At 61.0% G+C, this 19,762-nt stretch carries 12 protein-coding genes and 4 pseudogenes; 6 read left to right on the top strand and 10 right to left on the bottom strand.

Annotated features, from left to right (window positions below; genetic code table 11):
- Position 1: 1 nt before the first annotated feature.
- Both QFZ94_RS13455 and QFZ94_RS13450 read right to left on the bottom strand, forming a co-directional pair.
- Positions 2 to 784, bottom strand: a complete 783-nt coding sequence (locus tag QFZ94_RS13455) for an SDR family NAD(P)-dependent oxidoreductase (RefSeq protein ID WP_429457432.1) — start codon at positions 782 to 784, stop codon at positions 2 to 4.
- Between the two features lie 105 nt (positions 785 to 889).
- A complete protein-coding gene (locus QFZ94_RS13450) occupies positions 890 to 2,164 on the bottom strand; it encodes a Rieske 2Fe-2S domain-containing protein (protein ID WP_429457430.1) in 1,275 nt (424 codons plus the stop codon).
- Between the two features lie 141 nt (positions 2,165 to 2,305).
- Here QFZ94_RS13450 and QFZ94_RS13445 point away from each other — a divergent pair, with 141 nt between their 5' ends.
- Positions 2,306 to 3,094 (top strand): IclR family transcriptional regulator, encoded by a 789-nt coding sequence (locus QFZ94_RS13445; RefSeq protein WP_429457428.1) that lies wholly within the window; start codon positions 2,306 to 2,308, stop codon positions 3,092 to 3,094.
- A 95-nt stretch (positions 3,095 to 3,189) separates the two neighbouring features.
- Here the strand turns inward: QFZ94_RS13445 and QFZ94_RS13440 are convergent, their stop codons facing one another.
- The 7 genes and pseudogenes from QFZ94_RS13440 to QFZ94_RS13410 all read right to left on the bottom strand — a co-directional run bounded on the left by QFZ94_RS13440 (position 3,190) and on the right by QFZ94_RS13410 (position 15,249).
- A complete protein-coding gene (locus QFZ94_RS13440; RefSeq protein WP_429457426.1) occupies positions 3,190 to 4,572 on the bottom strand; it encodes a response regulator in 1,383 nt (460 codons plus the stop codon).
- Positions 4,573 to 4,660: 88 nt separating this feature from the next.
- Positions 4,661 to 7,615, bottom strand: a pseudogene (locus QFZ94_RS13435) (YadA-like family protein); the annotation flags it as partial.
- Positions 7,557 to 7,847, bottom strand: a pseudogene (locus QFZ94_RS13430) (hypothetical protein); the annotation flags it as partial. The pseudogenes QFZ94_RS13435 and QFZ94_RS13430, both read right to left, overlap by 59 nt.
- 183 nt (positions 7,848 to 8,030) lie before the next feature.
- Positions 8,031 to 8,567 (bottom strand): annotated as a pseudogene (locus QFZ94_RS13425) (hypothetical protein); the annotation flags it as partial.
- A gap of 109 nt (positions 8,568 to 8,676) precedes the next feature.
- Positions 8,677 to 9,750, bottom strand: a pseudogene (locus QFZ94_RS13420) (ESPR-type extended signal peptide-containing protein); the annotation flags it as partial.
- A gap of 4,007 nt (positions 9,751 to 13,757) precedes the next feature.
- Positions 13,758 to 14,459: a DUF2968 domain-containing protein gene (locus QFZ94_RS13415; RefSeq protein WP_368586005.1), complete on the bottom strand. Its 702-nt coding sequence runs from the start codon at positions 14,457 to 14,459 to the stop codon at positions 13,758 to 13,760.
- Between the two features lie 451 nt (positions 14,460 to 14,910).
- Positions 14,911 to 15,249 carry a hypothetical protein gene (locus QFZ94_RS13410; protein ID WP_368586004.1) on the bottom strand — a complete coding sequence of 113 codons (339 nt, stop codon included), beginning with the start codon at positions 15,247 to 15,249 and terminating at the stop codon, positions 14,911 to 14,913.
- 404 nt (positions 15,250 to 15,653) lie between these two features.
- Between QFZ94_RS13410 and QFZ94_RS13405 the strand changes: the two genes are divergently transcribed.
- Positions 15,654 to 15,956, top strand: coding sequence for an ArsR/SmtB family transcription factor (locus QFZ94_RS13405; protein ID WP_176107853.1), 303 nt, complete (start codon positions 15,654 to 15,656; stop codon positions 15,954 to 15,956).
- An 83-nt stretch (positions 15,957 to 16,039) separates the two neighbouring features.
- Positions 16,040 to 17,098, top strand: a complete 1,059-nt coding sequence (locus QFZ94_RS13400; protein ID WP_429457424.1) for an alkene reductase — start codon at positions 16,040 to 16,042, stop codon at positions 17,096 to 17,098.
- 92 nt (positions 17,099 to 17,190) lie between these two features.
- On the opposite strand, the gene QFZ94_RS13395 is transcribed toward QFZ94_RS13400, so the two are convergent.
- Positions 17,191 to 17,718, bottom strand: a complete 528-nt coding sequence (locus tag QFZ94_RS13395; RefSeq protein ID WP_368586002.1) for a GNAT family N-acetyltransferase — start codon at positions 17,716 to 17,718, stop codon at positions 17,191 to 17,193.
- 153 nt (positions 17,719 to 17,871) lie between these two features.
- On the opposite strand from QFZ94_RS13395, the gene QFZ94_RS13390 reads away from it, so the two are divergent.
- The 3 genes from QFZ94_RS13390 to QFZ94_RS13380 all read left to right on the top strand — a co-directional run bounded on the left by QFZ94_RS13390 (position 17,872) and on the right by QFZ94_RS13380 (position 19,717).
- Positions 17,872 to 18,519, top strand: a complete 648-nt coding sequence (locus tag QFZ94_RS13390; protein ID WP_368586001.1) for a VTT domain-containing protein — start codon at positions 17,872 to 17,874, stop codon at positions 18,517 to 18,519.
- A gap of 121 nt (positions 18,520 to 18,640) precedes the next feature.
- Positions 18,641 to 19,093 (top strand): MarR family winged helix-turn-helix transcriptional regulator, encoded by a 453-nt coding sequence (locus tag QFZ94_RS13385; protein WP_410851785.1) that lies wholly within the window; start codon positions 18,641 to 18,643, stop codon positions 19,091 to 19,093.
- Positions 19,094 to 19,138: 45 nt separating this feature from the next.
- Complete coding sequence (locus QFZ94_RS13380) at positions 19,139 to 19,717, top strand: isochorismatase family protein (protein ID WP_429457421.1); 579 nt, start codon at positions 19,139 to 19,141, stop codon at positions 19,715 to 19,717.
- The last annotated feature ends 45 nt before the right edge of the window (positions 19,718 to 19,762 follow it).

Raw genomic sequence — 19,762 nt, 5'->3', positions numbered from 1 at the left:
CTCACATCGCCGACAGGCCGCCGTCGACCATCAGCGTCGTGCCCGTGATGTACGACGCCTCGTCGCTCGCGAACCATAGGATCGGCCATGCGATCTCTTCGGGCGATGCCCAGCGGCCTATCAGCGACGTGTCCTGGCGCTGGGTCTTCAGCGCTTCGACGCTCTTGCCTGCTGCAATGGCGCGGTTCACGTGGAATCCGGTCAGCGTCGAACCGGGGCATATCGCGTTCACACGCACGCCGTTCGCGGTCTCCTCGAACGCGAGCGTGCGGGTCATCGCCAGCATGCCGGCCTTGGTCGCGTCGTACAGGCCCATGCCCTTGCGGCCGGTCACCGCATAGCACGACGATACGTTGACGATACTCGCGCGGCCCGCGCGACGCAGGAACGGCAGCGCCGCCCTGCAATAGTTCGACGTGCCGACCAGATTGACCGACACCATCGCCTGCCACTCGGCCGGCGTCGCGTCGGCGAGCGCGCTGTAGTTGCGCATCGCCGCGTTGTTCACCAGCACGTCGAGCCGGCCGAACGAAGTGGCGGCGAACTGCACCGCGCGCACCGCATCGGCGTCATCCGACACGTCTGCCGCGAACGTCTCGACACGCGCGGACGGATCGGCCGTTTTCAGTTCGTCCGCGACGCGCGCGAGCGCCTCCGGATTCGCATCGACGAGCACCACCGCGGCGCCCTGGGAGCAGAACACGCGCGCGGTGGCGGCGCCGATGCCTCCTCCGCCACCAGTGATCAGCGCGACCTTGTCTTCGAGTCTTTTACGTTGCTGCATTGCTTGCCGGCGCGCAGCCGGCCTCCTTTTGCGGAATGGGCAGAAGGTCCAGTCGGACCAGGTGACGACACGCGGAGCCGAAACGAAGTCCGGCCCCGCCGTGCATCAGATCGTGTAGATCGGCTGGTCCTTGCCGTCGTGCAGATGGATCACCGCCCATTCCTGTGGTTTCTGATCGCGCGGCAGCAGCACGCCGGCCGCGCGCACGCGCTGCTGGTCGGCGTCGATCGCGGGCGGATCGGTATCGGGCACCAGCGCGGTTGCCGCCTCGTACATCATGCGGCGCGCCATTACGATTGCGCGGTCGGTCGGCAGCAGCTTTTCCTTGCTGTGATCCTGGATCGGACCCATGCTTTCCTGCAGCGACGCGTCCTGCATCGCGAAGCCGAACACGCCCGAGTACGCGCGCTTTTCCTTCTGCGCCTTGCGGTCGATCAGATAGTCGTTGTCCTTGTTCGCCTTCGGACGGAACGAGCCACCCTCCTCGTACTCGCAGTGAATGCCCTTGCCGGCATTCAGGTCGGCCAGTTCCTGCTCGTCGAGCGGACGGTCCGGACGGAAGTTGATGCTCCACGCCCAGCAGCTGTGATCGTCGATCGGTACCCACACGTGGCCCGCGAGCGAGTGGTCGCCGAACGGCGGGATCAGCGTGTACCACGGGAACAGCCACTGCGTGACGCGCCAGTAGTACGAATCCGGCTCGCCGTTGCGGCGCCCGAACAGCGTGAGGCCGAACGGCTGCTTCTCGATCTCAAAGATCACGTTGCCGTCCGCCTTGATGTAGTCGAGCGCCTTCGTGCCCTGGTGCATCGGATCATCGTCGACTTCGTAGCGGTGCACGTACGACACGTGGCTCGTGTCGATGCCGCCTTCCATGGCCTGTAGGTAGTTCGATTCCTGCAGCCGCTTGGATACGAACACGTGGCTCTCCGGCAGGTTGCACCACTCGAGATCCGGCGGCGCCGGCTGGCGGTCCTTCGGCCCCATGTACGCCCACACGATGCCCGCGCGTTCGATGCACGGATACGCGGTGATGCCCATGTGCTTGCACGCCTGCGGTGCGGACGGCACTTCGACGCAGTTGCCGTTGCGGTCGAATTTGAGGCCGTGATACGAGCAGCGAATGCCGTTCTCCTCATTGCGGCCGAAGTACAGCGACACGCCGCGGTGCGAGCAGAACTCGTCGATCAGCGCCGGCTGGCCTTCGGAATCGCGAAAGGCCAGCAGCTTTTCGCCGAGGATCTGCACGCGCACCGGCGGGCAATCCGGCTCCGCGACTTCGCTCGCGAGCAGCACCGGCACCCAGTAGCGGCGCATCAGATTACCCATCGCCGTGCCCGGGCCAGTGCGAACCAGCGTCTCCGACATGCTCTTGTCCATAATTCCTCCGAATCCGGTTGTCCGTTGTGTGAGAATGTGATCTCATTGTACGGACAGACTGATTTGCGTCAAGTTCGTTGCGATAGGGACTTTCACTACAATGTGCAATCGACGCGGACCGACGTGGAAAGGAAATTTCAAATGGAAGAGAAAAAGCCGCACGAAAATGTGCGAGCAGTCGAGCGGGCGCTAGAAATTCTTCTGGCGTTCCGCCCCGGGGACAAGGAACTGACCGTTGCGGAGTTGCTGACCCGCGTGGACCTGAGCCGGCCGACGCTGTACCGGCTGCTGAATACGCTCGAACAGAACGGCTTTCTCGCGTCGTCCGGCGAGCCGCAGCGCTTCAGGCTCGGCAGTTCGGTCGCGCAAGTCGCGCACGCGTGGATGGCGAACAATACGATCGCGCAACTCGCGCAGCCGATGCTGCGCGAGCTTTGGGAAGCGACGTCTGAGACGGTCGCGTTGTTCGTGCCGGAGGGCACCTACCGGATTTGCGTGGCCGAACTGGAAAGTCCGCAGCCGCTCAGCTTCCGGCGCGGGGTCGGCTATCGCGAGAAGCTAGTGCTCGGCGCGAGCGGCCGCACGATTCTTTCGCAGATGCCGCTGTCAGAGGACGATCTGCGGCGCTATCTGACCGATCCGAATCAGGACGTCGCGACGCTCGCCGCCGATCTCGATGCGGTCCGCGCAAAGGGCTTCGGCACCAGCCATCACGAGCTGATCGCCGGTGCGGTCGCGGTGGCCGCGCCGTTCTTCAACGGCGCGAACCAGGTGGCGGGTTCGGTGTGCATCTTCGGGCCGAGTGTGCGCGTAACCGATGAGCGCGTCGCGCAGTTCGCGGCGTTGCTCAAGCGAGAGGTGGGCAATCTGTCGCGCGCGCTGGGGCATCAAGGGGAAACTGGACGGGTGCCGGTCGCGGCGCGCCGGTGAAATCGGCATCGAAGGTATTGGCCAACGCCTGAAGAGTCGTCGGAGAAGTCGACGCTCTGTTCAGGCGCCCGCTGACTCAGCGCCGACGCCGAGACTCATGCGCCGGACTGCACGGCAATGACGCGCCGCGCGAGCGCCGAATAAGCAAGTGGCTCGAAACGATCGAGCCCATCCTTGACGGCAGCGATGTCGTTATTTCTGGCTTGCTGCTCCATCTGTGCGCAAGCATTCGCCGCTTCGGTTTCCTGAATCATCGCGAAAGATCCGCGTACCGCATGAAGTTGGGCGAGCACCGTTTTCATATCCCCAAGTTCAATGGCGGCGTGCAGTTCCCGAAGCGAATCCTTCAGCGTCTGAGTCATCGCGGCATGGATGTGCTCGGGCAATGGCCCTTGCGAGATGTCGCGCCTCGCCAACGTGGCATTCGCGGGGCGCCTGCCGGCCTCGTCGACCAGTCGCCGCGCGGTCGCGTCCATCGTGTCTAGCAGGACAGGTTTGAGCAGGACCTCGTCGATTCCGGCGTTCGCGCATCGCGCGCGCTCTTCTGCCGCGACGTGAGCGGTAATCGCGATGATCGGCAGCGTCTCGCTTTGGGCACGAAGGCACCGCGCGAGCGCATACCCGTCCATCCCCGGCATATTGATGTCGGTCAGCACCAGATCGTAGTGGCGCTCGTTGAAGCGCCGCAATGCCGCCCCGCCACTATCGGCCATATCGGCCTCGTATCCCAGCGTAGCAAGTTGCGCGACGAGCAACTCCCGGTTGGCGAGCTGATCGTCGACGACGAGGATCTGAATGGCGTGTGTGTCGATCTCGCTGGACTTCGATTCGGCTTTGGTATGTCCTGCTGCGCTGACCGGGGTGGCTGCACTCACCGGAATGGGCAAGGTCACGACAAAGGTGCTTCCGGCATTCAACTCGCTTTTCACCCAAATCGTGCCATGCATCAATTCAGTCAGGCGCAAACAGAGCGCGAGTCCGAGGCCTGTTCCGCCGTAACGCCTCGCAATCGACGAATCGGCCTGTGTGAAAGCATGAAATAGCGTCTCCTGCTGCTGCGGGGTCATGCCGATGCCGGTGTCGCTGACGCCGATCACGATCGGAGAATCGACGGCTGTGTCATCCTTCAGGTAGACCTCGAGCAGTACATCGCCCGTGGCGGTGAATTTGATCGCGTTACCACACATGAAAGTAATCTCGCGCGGATTCTTTGTATTGACACCAGACCTGACTCCATCGACCGCCTCCACCAGCGTGACCGGCTTGTCCTTGCAAATCTCGGCCGCCACCTTGAAACAGGTTTGCGAACTTTCGAGCAGACCGCTGCATTCGACGCGATAAGTCGGCGCTTTCTGGTCTGGAGCAACAATTGCATGTGCGTTGTAGGTCGGGCCCGATTGCGTCGTACATGCCGCCACAAGCCCCAATACTGAGCCCAGCAATGCCAGGCGTGGATAAATTAAATTGTGCTTTTTCATATTTGTAGATTCGCTTGAAGCGAAAGCAGAAAAGATTAAAGAACTCGATGCGTAGGAGAGGGGGCGTACCCCCTCTCCTACTAAACGGTTACCACTGGTACGAGGCACCCACTCCGACAGTCGTACCGCCGCTTGACATGCCAACACCCGCTTTCATCTTGATGTTTTGCGTGATGCGAGCCGTACCACCAATCGCGACAGCCTGATAGCCCTTATAGGTCCCGCCACCGATACCGATCGCCAGCGTCTTGTCCTTATCGACGTCCGGAATCATCGTCAGCGCAGTGGCTGCGGCAATACCCGAGTAAGCGCCCTTGGCCACATCGCTGATCGCCTGATCTGCAGCGTTCATTCGGTCGTCGAGACCCGACAGGGCATCGCCTACGTTCGAGTACGTGCCACCCGACAGCTGATACGACGGGCCGGTCACCGCACCGGTCGTCGAATCGATGCTGGCTCCGCCGCCCAGACCCTCAACCGCGGTCTTGAGCTGCGAAACGTTGACGGCATCGGTTGCCTGCGAGCCAGCCGCAACATTGGTGACCTGACGCTGTTTCGTAGCGGAGCCTACCGAAACCGTGTTCTCCCGATCGGCAACCGAACCCTGACCCAAGGCAACCGAGTTGGAAGCCGTGGCTTGTGCGCCTTGACCGACCGCAACCGCACCAGCAGATGCCGCGGCGCCTGCGCCCATTGCCACTGCGCTATCTGCTGCGTTGGCGTTCGAACCGACTGCTGTACCGTTGTCGCCCGTAGCCACCGCACCGGAACCAGCCGTAGTACTGCCCGCACCTGCGCCCGGAGATGCAGCGTTGACAACAGCACCATCATCCGAAGAGGTATCCGTTGCGTTGAAGTACGGATTGCTACCCGAACCGCCGCTGCCCCCCGAGCCACCGTTGTTCTCGAGGTTGGTGACCCGGTTGTTGACATTGGTCACCTCGGTCTGCAGCGCTTCCAACTGGCCGTAGTTCACGGCGTCGTAAGTTGACGATCCATTGGCAACGTTGGTCAACACAACGGGGCCAGACGACCGGCCACCACCCAGCGTCACGCTGTTGTAGTTCACCGTGCCATCGGTGTTGATGTCGTACTTGACCGCGCCTTGATCCAGATTCGTGATGTTGCTGCCGATCTGGTCCAGCGCCTGGTTCGTGGCGTACAGCTGCGAGCCATTCACCGCGTCCGTGCTCGTCGCGCTCAGGCGATCCGCGGCCACGTTCGTGATCGTGCGCTCGTTACCCTCGCTGCCCACGCTCACCGTGCTCGTCGGGTTCGCTCCGGCGAACGCGTAATCCGTTCCGCCGATGCTCGCACCCGCCGTGCCCACCGCCGCTGCCGTCACCGAGCCTGCGCCCAGCGCCACATCACCCGCGTTGTTCGACACCGCACCCATACCGATCGCCACCGAGTCCTCACCCAGCGCCGACGAATCTGCACCCGTCGAGTTCGCGTGGAAGTACTTCGTGCCCTTCTCGTACACGTTCGTCACCTGGTCACCCAGGTTCGTCACGTTGGTGTTGGTCTCGGTCAGCTGCGACATGTTCACCGCATCGCCCGGGTTCACACCTTCCGCCACATTCGTGATGCGCGTGCCGCCCGTATGCGTCGTGCTGTTGTACGTATCACCGCCCAGCGTGATCGTGTCCTTCGTGGCATCGTCGTAATGCACCGCCAGCGCATCCGCCCCGCCGCCGGCACCATTACGGATGTCCTGGCTCAGCTGGTCCACCTGCTGGTTCGTGGCGTACAGCTGCGAGCCGTTCACCGCGTCGGTGCTCGTCGCGCTCAGGCGACCCGCGGCCACGTTCGTGATCGTGCGCTCGTTACCCACGCTGCCCACGCTCACCGTGCTCGCCGGGTTCGCACCGGCGAATGCGTAATCCGTCCCGCCGATGCTCGCACCCGCCGTGCCCACCGCCGCGGCCGTCACCGAGCCTGCGCCCAGCGCCACATCTCCCGCGTTGTTCGACACCGCACCCATACCGATCGCCACCGAGTCCTCACCCAGCGCCGACGAATCCGCTCCCGTCGAGTTCGCGTGGAAGTACTTCGTGCCCTTCTCGTACACGTTCGTTACCTGGTCGCCGATGCTCGACACCTGGTCGCCGAGGTTGGTCACCTGGTCGCCCAGGTTCGTCACGTTGGTGTTGGTCTCGGTCAGCTGCGCCATGTTCACCGCATCGCCCGGGTCCACGCCTTCCGCCACATTCGTGATGCGCGTGCCGCCCGTATGCGTCGTGCTGTTGTACGTGTCACCGCCCAGCGTCAGGCTGTTGTAGTTCACCGTCCCGTCCGGGTTGGTGTCGTACTTCACCGAGCTCTGGTCAACCTGCGTGATCCGGTCGCCCAGATTCGTCACACGGCCATCGATGTTCGTCACCTGGTCGCCCAGGTTGGTGATCGACGTGGTGTTCTGCTCCACCTGCTGGTTCGTGGCATACAGCTGCGAACCGTTCACCGCGTCCTTGCTCGTCGACGACAGCTCGCCTTCGGCCACGTTCGTGACCTTCGTGCCATTGCTGTCACCGCCCAGCGTGACCGTGTCCTTCGTGGCATCGTCGTAATGCACCGCCAGCGCATCCGCCCCGCCGCCGGCACCATTACGGATGTCCTGGCTCAGCTGGTCCACCTGCTGGTTCGTGGCGTACAGCTGCGAGCCGTTCACCGCGTCGGTGCTCGTCGCGCTCAGGCGACCCGCGGCCACGTTCGTGATCGTGCGCTCGTTACCCACGCTGCCCACGCTCACCGTGCTCGCGGGGTTCGCACCGGCGAATGCGTAATCCGTCCCGCCGATGCTCGCACCCGCCGTGCCCACCGCCGCGGCCGTCACCGAGCCTGCGCCCAGCGCCACATCACCCGCGTTGTTCGACACCGCACCCATACCGATCGCCACCGAGTCCTCACCCAGCGCCGACGAATCTGCACCCGTCGAGTTCGCGTGGAAGTACTTCGTGCCCTTCTCGTACACGTTCGTCACCTGGTCACCCAGGTTCGTCACGTTGGTGTTGGTCTCGGTCAGCTGCGCCATGTTCACCGCATCGCCCGGGTCCACGCCTTCCGCCACCCATACCGATCGCCACCGAGTCCGCACCCAGCGCCGACGAATCCGCTCCCGTCGAGTTCGCGTGGAAGTACTTCGTGCCCTTCTCGTACACGTTCGTTACCTGGTCGCCGATGCTCGACACCTGGTCGCCGAGGTTCGTCACGTTGGTGTTGGTCTCGGTCAGCTGCGCCATGTTCACCGCATCGCCCGGGTCCACGCCTTCCGCCACATTCGTGATGCGCGTGCCGCCCGTATGCGTCGTGCTGTTGTACGTGTCACCGCCCAGCGTCAGGCTGTTGTAGTTCACCGTCCCGTCCGGGTTGGTGTCGTACTTCACCGAGCTCTGGTCAACCTGCGTGATCCGGTCGCCCAGATTCGTCACACGCCCATCGATGTTCGTCACCTGGTCGCCCAGGTTGGTGATCGACGTGGTGTTCTGCTCCACCTGCTGGTTCGTGGCATACAGCTGCGAACCGTTCACCGCGTCCTTGCTCGTCGACGACAGCTCGCCTTCGGCCACGTTCGTGACCTTCGTGCCATTGCTGTCACCGCCCAGCGTGACCGTGTCCTTCGTGGCATCGTCGTAATGCACCGCCAGCGCATCCGCCCCGCCGCCGGCACCATTACGGATGTCCTGGCTCAGCTGGTCCACCTGCTGGTTCGTGGCGTACAGCTGCGAGCCGTTCACCGCGTCGGTGCTCGTCGCGCTCAGGCGGCCCGCGGCCACGTTCGTAATCGTGCGCTCGTTACCCGCGCTGCCCACGCTCACCGTGCTCGCCGGGTTCGCACCGGCGAATGCGTAATCCGTCCCGCCGATGCTCGCACCCGTCGTGCCCACCGCCGCGGCCGTCACCGAGCCTGCGCCCAGCGCCACATCTCCCGCGTTGTTCGACACCGCACCCATACCGATCGCCACCGAGTCCGCACCCAGCGCCGACGAATCCGCTCCCGTCGAGTTCGCGTGGAAGTACTTCGTGCCCTTCTCGTACACGTTCGTTACCTGGTCGCCGATGCTCGACACCTGGTCGCCGAGGTTGAGAACCATTGACCGCATCGGTGCTCGTCGCGCTCAGGCGACCCGCGGCCACGTTCGTGATCGTGCGCTCCTTGCCCACGCTGCCCACGCTCACCGTGCCAGTCGGATTCGAACCGGCAAAGAAGTAGTTCGTACCGCGGATGGACGTGCCGCTCGGACTCACCGCAGCCGACGTCGTCGAGTCTGCGCCCAGCGCTACCGAATTCGCCTGCGTTGCAGCGGCGCGCGCACCCAGCGCCAGTGAAAACTCACCTGTCGCGCCTGCCGTATCACCAAGCGCCACGGCGGCGGCGCCTGTCGCATTCGTGTTAAAACCAATCGCCGTGGACTTGGATCCAAGCGCTTTAGCCACATTACCAAGCGCCGTGGCACCGAATTCTGATGCCTTAGCGTAAGGACCAGCCGCCGTGGCGTAGTCGCCTGCCGACACCGTGCCCACACCGATCGCCACCGCGTCCTGAGCCGTCGCCGAAGAATCCGTACCCGTCGAATTCGCGTGGAAGTACTTCGTGCCCTTCTCGTACACGTTCGTCACCCGGTCATCCAGGTTGGCGATCGACTGGTTCGTCGCGTACAGCTGCGAGCCATTTATCGCGTCCTTACTGGTCGCCGACACTGCGCCTTGCTTGAGATTCGTTATTGTGTGATTGTCGAGATCCATTTCGGCACGCACGTGGACGCCGTTGGTCCCACCCAGCACCAGGGTGCCATCGGAGAATCCTGCGACATAGGCGGTCTGCGCTTCACCGTTAGCGGCGCCGCTGTCGTTGCCGGCATTGCCGAGCTGGAAAGACTGGGTGCCATCACCGAAGGGATTAGAGCCAGGACCACAACCGACTTGCTTGCTTGTGCCGCCCGGCCCCCAACTATAGCCCCCCCCTGAGTTTGCAGACTGGTTACACAGGACCAAGCTCGAGCCATGGGTCAACGCCAGCGCCATCTGCGGCGCCATGAATGCGGCCACGCCCACAGCAGACACAATCGCGGTGGCGACGACGCCCGACGAAGGCTTCTTACCTTTTGCCCGACTGGTCTCGGCCGCGGCAACGAAAGTGCCGGTCTTCTCGCACCAAATACTCCTGTACGACTTGTTCATCAATATTCTCCAGTTCAAAAAAATAGATTCACGTATGCGGCTATGTGGCGACCGCGTCACCCAAGTTGATGACCGTCGTGCCGCTCGCGTTTTAGTTCGGCGCCAAGCCGGCGCCGTCCGCGTTCACCGTCCGCACCTTTGACCACCGTGATAAAAAACTTAATTTCCTTCAGCACTGAAATTTGTCACTTATTTACGAATTTACTTTCCGATAAGCGCAAAGCGCTATTCAGGCCTGCATCACAGTCGCGATGCCTGTAAATGTGAAATCGACATGCCGAAATCATCAAAAAATTATCAATGACGCAGGAAATAAACCGACTTGTTCCTAGCCGAAATCCCAGATAATCTTATTTTTATTGCGCAACGAATATAATCAGCCTCGTCCTAAAGTCGCCAAATTGAACATAGGACAAAGCCGCAACGAGATCTCTGTCGATAAATTACTCATCCGCTGATCGCGAGACTTTCCCGCAATGGAAAATCAATTAAAAAGGCACAAAAATTTCCACCAACACTTCGCAGAGCTCGATAGATGGAATTCCCCAGCTGTGAACCCCGAGACAACGTCGGCACCAAGACCTGGAAGATGACAAAGAAGACCCGACGAACACGATTGCGGCATTCGAAGCGGAACGGTCAAAGGGGCGCAGACACTGGTCGAGCGGGAGTAGCAGCTTGATGTGCGTCAGAACCAGATCGCGAAATGGAGGCGGCAACTGTCAGGGCATGCGGCGGACATCTTCGTCGCTGTCGGCGTTCTATTGTGTGAGCTACCGGTTGATCTGAACTTGCCGCGCGCCGAGATCCGCGGTAGACGGTTGAGAACGATTGCCTTGACGGACCCGCGCACCGGGGCAGGATTGCTGTGCGCAACGCGACGCGTAGGAGGAAAAGCTCTGGGGGCGTGTTCGACAGGACATATGCTTTGCCGGTTTCGCAGCGGGCCCAGCCCTTAGCGTCGCGAGACCCGGGGTGCGCTATCCATCGCTGCTGGTGAGCGAGACGAATTGACGATGGCCAACTTTGCTGACTTCGCGCCAGTTACCTAAGATTCAGGCTCTTCGATCGGCGGCGTCTGTCCAGACGAGGCAGCAAGAATACCCAAGTGCGCTTTGCTCCTGTGCGCCTTCGCGGTCTTGCGAGATCTGTCTATCGAACGTGTTACGGCAGCAAGATCGCTCCGGCCCAGCGCCAAAGCAACGCCCCCCTCGCGCCGGCACGGCAAGGCTGCAACGTCCTGTTCGCCGTGCTGCGCACTGGCTCTATTCGGCCCCGGGTCAGCACATTTCGCTTGACGAACCACATCGGCGCACCTGCCTTTGGCCCGACTGTATCGAGCACAACCGCGAACAGCGTTTGCTAATCTCCGTTTTTTCCAACCAATCGCGAGTCCCGGCAGATGGACTGTCTTTCCCATTCAAGAAGCATCTGCTTTTTTGATTTTGGCGACTCGAACATGAAATCGGTTACGGTGGACAGAAAATCACTCTGCTGACGCCGGGAAAGTTTCGCGAACCTGATTAGCAATTCTCTTATGCTTGCGAATCTGTCTTGTTTCATCACTTTTTCTCACTCGTGGTTTTCCCCGGCTGCAAAAATTGCAACTTCATCGAACCCAACGGAGGTTTATAACATTCGATCATCTATAAAACTTGATTCTCGGGCCACGTAAATGAATTTGCCTTTAATTCGCATTAAAAATCGGGAAATTCATGCATCGTCCCGATTTGACGCGCCGCAGTAAGACACAGGTTCCGGACAGAATCTTTTCTCTATTCCGTAGCGCACCAAGTCGCCATCCCATAGGTACCAAGTTTGTAGATCTACGCATTTTTCCGCGATTCGATTGCCTCTGTGCTCAGATGTAGACAATCGGCGATTTCGCTGACTCAATTTCGCAAGTTCGCAATGTTGCCATTCGCATGTCAGAGAAGGCGTTAGATTGCATCCCAAACATCCGTTCGCTGCGCCGCTGGCCCATCCGAGCGTGAAGCGATGACATCAACCAGAATTTTACGGATTCAATCCAACTGCAAAAACAGGGCACGTCTTAAAATATGTAGAAACGAAATGGGCCCATTCCTATTAGCCGTCTTTCAATAGGGCGGTGTCTTAGCCGAGGCCTCGGACAAGAGCGCGTCGTTACACCATGGATAAGTGAGCCTCGCTGGTCCGATCGGTTTTCGGACATTTTTTGATTGGAACGTCAATGCGAGAGGGGCTACGCACCACGTTGTATCTCGGCTCCATCTGACAACGCGCTCGCCTCCATTCAGTGGCGGATGACGCCGGCCGGCTCGTCGCCAGTCACGGACAGAACGCCTGCATTGCCAATCGAATTCAATGCTTCTGCGAGTGAAGGCGCCGCCTGATTGCGAAAAGTTGCCGACTACTTCCGCGGCGACATGACAGCACTTGTATTCACCTCAACAATGAGCTTGTCATGGACCGAACCGTACATCTCATGATGTTCTTCTCGTTTCCATTGCCGACGCGCAGCGCACGAGGAGTGGGTTGTCTACATCATCAACTCAATGACCCATGCTTACCCGGCGAATCGCCCAGGCACATCCGTGATACGACGATGTTGCATTTTATCCATCCAGCCAGAGTCGTCCGCTCGCACCGCCCATGACGAAATCGGCACGCCGTCGCTTGGGAGCAGGCGTACCCCGGTTGCGGCGGATGCATAGTGATCGACCGCGGCCCATTTCGTCGAGGACGGTGAATGATGCCCTGCTGCTGATGTCGCAGCGGGGCGAACTGCCGGGCGAGCCGCACCGCCGTTACCCCGACGAACGGTAACTGCACCAATACGCTGAGATACCGATTCTCTAGCGGAACTAATATTCCTGCTCGCGGCTTCGTTTCCGTAGTTGCGCGAAAGGGCGGCTGAACTTCCTTTCACCGGTATCGACGCCTCCATTTGCGCCGAAATGGGAGCCGACGGTACAGTCACCAAAGGGGTGACATCACCCCCTGCAACGGTCTGCGCGGGAGGAACCGACATGGCCCTCAGCGCAATCCATGCCGCGAGCACTATTCCGCCCGTTGCAACTACGCGCTCTGCGATTACCCGTCGGCGTATTAAACGGGGCTGTCCGTGCGGCGCCTCGATGCATCCGGACGCTGGTTTCGGTGCACTTGCCGCGGGAGTGACCAAGCCCGCTGGTGAGTCAACATCGGCATGGAAGCGCGCGCTCGATTCAGGGCGCAGCTGCTCCCACCGGCACATCGATCTGATTGCTACGGCACTTAGACAGAACGTTCGTGACAACGCGCCATAGAATCCGATGACCTCAGGACGCAAACTAACGCGAGAAGGCAGTGGCATCCATTCGTGTCCAAAAGAAGCGGGCAGGCTTGCAAACGGTCGTGAACTTGGCAACGCCATCGTGCCCTCGACTGCAGTAAGGGGAATCGTCAACATCGGTTTTCTCGCAACGCCTCACGGCAAAATTTCATGAGCGCATGGAGGTGTGTCGAAACGGTGGTTCGCGAGACCCATCCACTAATGTGGTATCAAATGCCTAGCAATGCGCGCTATATTTGATGATTCAAAGTTCGTTTTTGGAACGAATGTGTTAGCGGTAAGCCGTAGCTGGAGTTTTACGCATCCATCGATTCCGGGTATCACCTTACGACGCCCCTGCCTGTGCGGATATCCTCAATGGATTCACCCTGCCCATAATCTCGTGCACGCGGAACAATGAACTGCATAAGACCACTCGGCAAGAAGAGCCCACACCTCGGTCCGATTTGGACAGACCTGACACTGGTCGGTCGCAAGTACTAACGCACGCTCTATCGCCACTCGCATCCTTAATCTGCACCGTAGATAGATCCTAGACCTATTAACGCTGAGGAAGGATCAGGCAACTCCTCAAAACACTCAGCAAAATAATAAGAAACGTCCTAAATACCTCGTGTTCGTTGTATCGGGTCCCGGAAGCAAGCATGAGGAGGAAGCCATCGAGCGCGGGCTTGCAAGATTGCTGGCGGATCTATTTTGCGCCCGGCAAACCGGCTTCATTCTGCCTTTGCAGTGTATCGACCTGACGTTGCAGTTCGCGCAATTGCGCCTGCGCTTGCACCTTTTCCGCGCGCAGTACAGCGGCCTCGGCCTGCATTCGACGCTGACGATCGTCGACCTGCGCCTGCTGCGTGCGGGCAACGTCCAGATCGGCCTGCAGACGCCGCGCGCGGTCCGCTGACTGCGCGAGCCCTCGATTGAGAAACGCGTTTTGCGCTTCCAATTGCGTGCGACGAATTTCGACTTCTGCCAATTGCGCAGTCTGCTGCACGAAGCCTGCATAGATTGCTTCGGCACGTGCCTCGTCCTGCGACTTGATAACACGCCAGAAGTGGCGATCCTGAAACAACGCAACGTAGTATGTCATTTCCTGGGGATAGAAGAAGAGCGTTGCGCCGTAACTACCGTTGTACGTCGTCCGCAACTCCGTCAGCTTCGCGTCGTGAATCATCTGGATCAGTTCGGCGACATAGCCTTGCACGTCGCTGTCGGCCGCTGCGCCAGATGATGCTCCAGATGCGGGTGTGGCCGGTTGCGCTGTCAGCGCGCTCATCGCGGGTCGCGTGCCGACGACTGGAGCCTCGCGCTCCTGCGCCAAGGCCAGCTCCACATACATGGACGACGACCCAAGGGCAAGCAAAGCAGTCAGCCGCAGAAAAAAAGAGTACCTCATCGCAACTTCTCCTATGTGAGTTGAATTCTCACCAATGAATGTCATGTTGGAAACAACGTCACGGGCTTCGGTCGGAACGTGTTACGAAATCTGCAAATTGGTGCGGCTTTTGATGGTCTTATCGCGATACCCAACGCGCCATCGCTCCGAATATTGCTTAGGGATTCGATATTTCATCAACGAATTGTTAGGCGAAGCGGTGGTGGATAAAGGCGACTTTGAATTGTCCTTCCCGAATTATATGTATCACTTCGATGCCGAACAGCCTTACCCTGTATGGTTGCCTCGTCCAGCGCGAAGAGAAAATGAAAGTTTCGCCCTTCTGCGCGGAGCGGTAAGGTCAAGCCGACAGGCATAAATGCTCTTGGTTTGCTCCCGTACTTCGATCGGCACGCCGGCGCGCTCCAAGGTATCGCGCAGAGTCTTCGATCCGCCCTGCGGATGAACCACTCTAGGACTCCGACATGACAAGCAATGCAGCGTCGGACAACTGATTATTGGCGGTCTTGCTAACCAACTTTTTCGGAGCCAACACAGCCATGTCCAACGCCGGGCTCGGTTGCATTGCGCCGGATGCGTTCGCGCGACCGACCATCTCCGTTACCGCCACCCAGGCCGACGCACCCAGCAAGGCAACCATGCCGAACAGCAACACGGCGGACGCCGGGGAGTTGAAGTGGGAATGTACGAACTGACTCGCTTTAATGTACGAGCGATTGCGCACGTATTCCGTAGATACGGCAACCGCATCGTTCCAAAACCTCAAAGTCGGAATAAACAGGGTAGGCATGAATGACATTGCTTCAAACGCACCGAAAACCTGACTGACAAAATGTAATCCTTTCGCACGACACGCCCAAGTAAGAATAAGCGCTAGGTTATGGACTACCGTTAGCCGAGAATATCGGCCAAATCCGATTATTGAGATAATCGGAGAGAGCGAGGGCGATTGGATCAAAAGGAGTTTCGCCCTATTGCAATGCGAATCGAAACGAGCGCGTTCGCCGCAATCCGGCCGAACAACTTCGCTTTTCGCGAAGTTTCAACTTTTTTGTCTTGTCGAAACCTATCGCCCCATTCAGGGTAGTGCTTTCACCCATATCGTGAAGATCCGATATATAATTCGTTCCGTAGCGATGCATGTTGTGCACGTGATACAGCGTGCGGCTTATCGAACCACCTGAAACCATCCACATGACGCCCGATTTCGACGCGATCCACAAAGCGCTGGCCAACCCGGTCCGCCGGGAGATTCTCGGCTGGCTGCGCGAGCCGCAAGCGCATTTTGCCGATCAGGAGCTGCCGCTCGACCACGGCGTGTGCGCGGGCAAGATCGACGCGCGCTGCGGTCTGTCGCAGTCCACCGTGTCGGCGCACCTCGCCGCTTTGCAGCGCGCGGGGCTCGTCACGTCGAAACGGGTCGGTCAATGGGTGTTTTTCAAACGCAACGAGCCCGTCATTCAGGCGTTTCTCGAATACATGAACACCACGCTCTGAGTACCGCACTCGCATCGCCGCGTTTCCTTTTTCACGCAGTTTTATGAGGCTCGGGCCCTGCCCGCCGCCAAAGGTGAACTCTTATGCCGACTCTTTTCGATCCGCTGCAAATTGGCGATATCACGCTGCCGAACCGCATCATCATGGCGCCGCTCACGCGTCAGCGCGCCGAGGAAATTCGCGTGCCGAACGCGCTGATGGCGCGCTACTACGCCGAACGCGCGAGCGCCGGCCTGATCCTCAGCGAAGCGACGTCGGTCACGCCGCAAGGCGTCGGCTACGCGGATACGCCGGGCATCTGGTCGCAGGAACAGGTTGAAGGCTGGAAGCTCGTCACGCAGGCCGTGCACGACGCGGGCGGCAAGATCTTCCTGCAGCTGTGGCACGTCGGCCGTATTTCGGACCCGGTGTTCCTGAACGGCGAGCTGCCGGTCGCGCCGAGCGCGATCGCGGCCGGCGGTAACGTGAGCCTCGTGCGGCCCGAGCGTCCGTTCGTGACGCCGCGCGCGCTCGAGCTCGACGAAATCGCCGGTGTCGTCGAAGCATTCCGCAAGGGCGCGGAAAACGCGAAGGCCGCGGGCTTCGACGGCGTCGAAGTGCACGGCGCGAACGGCTATCTGCTCGACCAGTTCCTGCAGGACAGCACCAACAAGCGTACCGATATCTATGGCGGCCCGATCGAGAACCGCGCGCGTCTGCTTCTAGAAGTCACTGACGCTTGCATTAGCGTGTGGGGTGCAAACCGCGTCGGCGTGCATCTCGCGCCGCGCCGCGACTCGCATACGATGGGCGATTCCGATCCGGCCGCCACGTTCGGCTATGTCGCGCACGAACTCGGCAAGCGCAAGATCGCGTTTATCGCGGCGCGTGAAGCGCTCGGCGACGACCGCCTCGGCCCGCAGCTGAAGAAAGCGTTCGGCGGCCCGTACATCGCGAACGAGAAGTTCACGAAGGAAACCGCGCAGCAGGTGCTCGACGCCGGTGAAGCGGATGCGGTGGCCTGGGGCAAGTTGTACATCGCGAATCCGGATCTGGTGCGCCGCTTCGCGGAAGATGCGCCGCTTAACACGCCGGTTCCGGCGACGTTCTATGCGCGCGGCGAAGCCGGCTACACCGATTATCCGGCGCTGGAAACGGTGTAATCGGCAGTGACAGCGGGCCCATGTCCGCTGCATGAAATGACAAATAGGCGGGCGTGACTGAATTTCAGCCACGCCCGCCGCTTTTTTGCGCGCTAGGCCAGATCGCGCCGCATGAATACCCGTTTCGACTCATCGAGCCCGCGCGCGATATGCGCGTCGCGCCGCGCGAGCAATGCCGCGTCGAGTTCCGACGTGGTGAGCTCGCGAAAGCCGAGCCGCCGGTAGTACGGCGCGTTCCACGGCACGTCGCGATACGTCGACAGCACCAGTTGCGCCAAATGCCGCGCGCGCGCGATTCGCGCGACCTCTTCGATCAATGCCGCGCCGATGCGCCTGCCCGCGTGCGAGGTCAGTACGTCGAGCTCCTGAACGTAGATGCGCGCCGGCTGCGGCTCGAACATCACGAAGCCCGCGCAAACCTCGTGCTGGTCGAGCGCGACGATGATCTCGCGCGCTTCGATCTTGCGCTCGACGACCTCGCGCGCCATCGGCGGTGCGTCGGCGATTCCGGTCATGCCGACACTGACGAAACGCAGCCCCGCTTCGAATTCGATGGCGCGAATCGTTTCCGCTTCGTGCGGCGTGGCAAAACGGAAGGTGATGGCGGACTCGCGCGACATGGCATTGCATCTGATGAAGACCACCCGAGTTTGACATCGGCGCGGCAACATCGACAAGCGTCAAACGACATAAACTCGTCGCGCAAGCACCTGCACCCACGCGCGCGGGACTACACTCATCAGTTCCGAACGCCACCTGAGGCTCATGCCAACATGAACCTGATGAATGTGCTGCAGATCGCGCTGCACCTCGACCAGCACCTGAGCGCGCTTATCGTGCAATTCGGCACGGCAATCTACGCGCTGCTGTTCGTCGTCGTGTTCGTCGAGTTCGCATTTCTGCCGCTGTTCTTTCTGCCCGGCGATCCGCTGATCTTCATCTGCGGCGCGCTCGCGGCCACCGGCGCATTGAACGTGTGGATCATCGCGCCCGCGCTGTTCGTCGCGACGGTGGCCGGCAGCATCGTCGGGTACGCGATCGGCCACGCGGTCGGCGACAAGGTCTACACCCGCAACTACTACTGGCTCAACCGCAATGCGCTGAGCCGCGCCCACGCGTTCAGCGAGGCGCGCGGCCGCCTGACCTTCCTGCTTTCACCCTACATCGCGGTGGTGCGCACGTTCGCGCCGTTCGCCGCCGGCGTGTCGCAAATGACGTTCTCGCGCTTCGTCACGTTCGTCACCGCCGGGGCGGCACTGTGGATCGTGTCGCTGATTGCGGCCGGCTATTTGTTCGGCAACGTGCCGGTGGTGCGCGAGCATCTGAGTTCGCTGGTGTTGCTGGGCCTCGCGCTCGGCGGTGCGATGCTGGCCGGCGCCGCGGTATGGCGTTTTTTCAACCGGCGGATGCGGGCGCGTTGAGCGCGATCGTGGCGCTGCCCTCGCGTACGGGGTCCCGCCACCTAAGACCTTGACCCAGGCGAGGTACGAAGGTAACCTTAGCAGGATACCTTCACATCATGTCATCGCACGAGCTCATCGCATGAGCAAATCCCCTCTTTCCGGTACGCCGGAAGAACTCCATACGCTGGCCGAAGACCTGCGCGTGCTGGTGGGCAAGCTACGCCGGCGTCTGCGCGAGGAGTCGCATGTCGGCGACTTCACGCCGTCGCAGGTGCAGGTGCTGAATTTGCTGGAACGCGAAGGCCCGGCCACGGTCACCGCGCTCGCGCGCGCGCACGGCATGCGTCCGCAGTCGATGGGAGAAACGCTCGCGGCATTGAAAGCCGCGGGGCTCGTCAACGGCGCGCCCGATCCCAACGATGGACGGCAGACGGTTCTGTCGCTGACTCCGTCCTTTCGCAAGAAGGTTAAGGCGAGCCGCGCGGCGCGCGAAGACTGGCTGTGCCGCACGATTCAAACGCGCTTCACGCAAGCCGAACAGCAACAGCTCGCGACGGGCGTCGATCTGCTGAAACGCCTCGTCGATTTGTAACTCGCGATGCGCGCACGCGCGTCCCGCCACTCGCAGGAGCACTTCATGGCACTCACTACTCTCGATGCCAAAACCGCACTGGTCGTCGTCGATCTGCAGCGCGGCGTCGTCGCGTTGCCCACCGCGCCCTATTCGGCCGGTGAGATCGTCGAACGCACGGTTACGCTGCTCGACGCGTTCCGCCGCCACGGCCTGCCGGTGGTGCTCGTGAACGTCACCGCCGGTGCACCGGGCCGCACCGAGCAGGGTCGCCACTCCGCCGACTTCCCGGCCGGTTTCGCCGATCTGCTGCCCGAACTGAAGCAGCAGCCGTCGGACCATCTGGTCACGAAGCGCACGTGGGGCGCCTTCACGAACACCGATCTGGCCTCGTATCTGCAACAGCAAGGCGTCACGCAAGTGGTGCTCGTCGGTGTCGCGACCAGCATCGGCGTCGAATCGACCGCGCGTTTCGCGAGCGAGGCCGGCCTGAACGTCACGCTCGTCGTCGACGCGATGACCGATCTGAACGCCGACGCGCACACCAACAGCATCACGCGCATCTTCCCGCGCCTGGGCGAAACCGGCACGACGCAGGAAGTGCTCGATCTGCTCGAACGCTCGCGCGCTTCAAGCCCGGCTTGACGCGAGTCACTACCCGCATGCAGTCCACCCCGCATTGAGGACACC

This window comes from Paraburkholderia sp. JPY465 (assembly GCF_050436725.1).
Classification (GTDB): Bacteria; Pseudomonadota; Gammaproteobacteria; order Burkholderiales; family Burkholderiaceae; genus Paraburkholderia; species Paraburkholderia youngii.
This window is presented reverse-complemented; position numbering and strand designations above follow the sequence as displayed.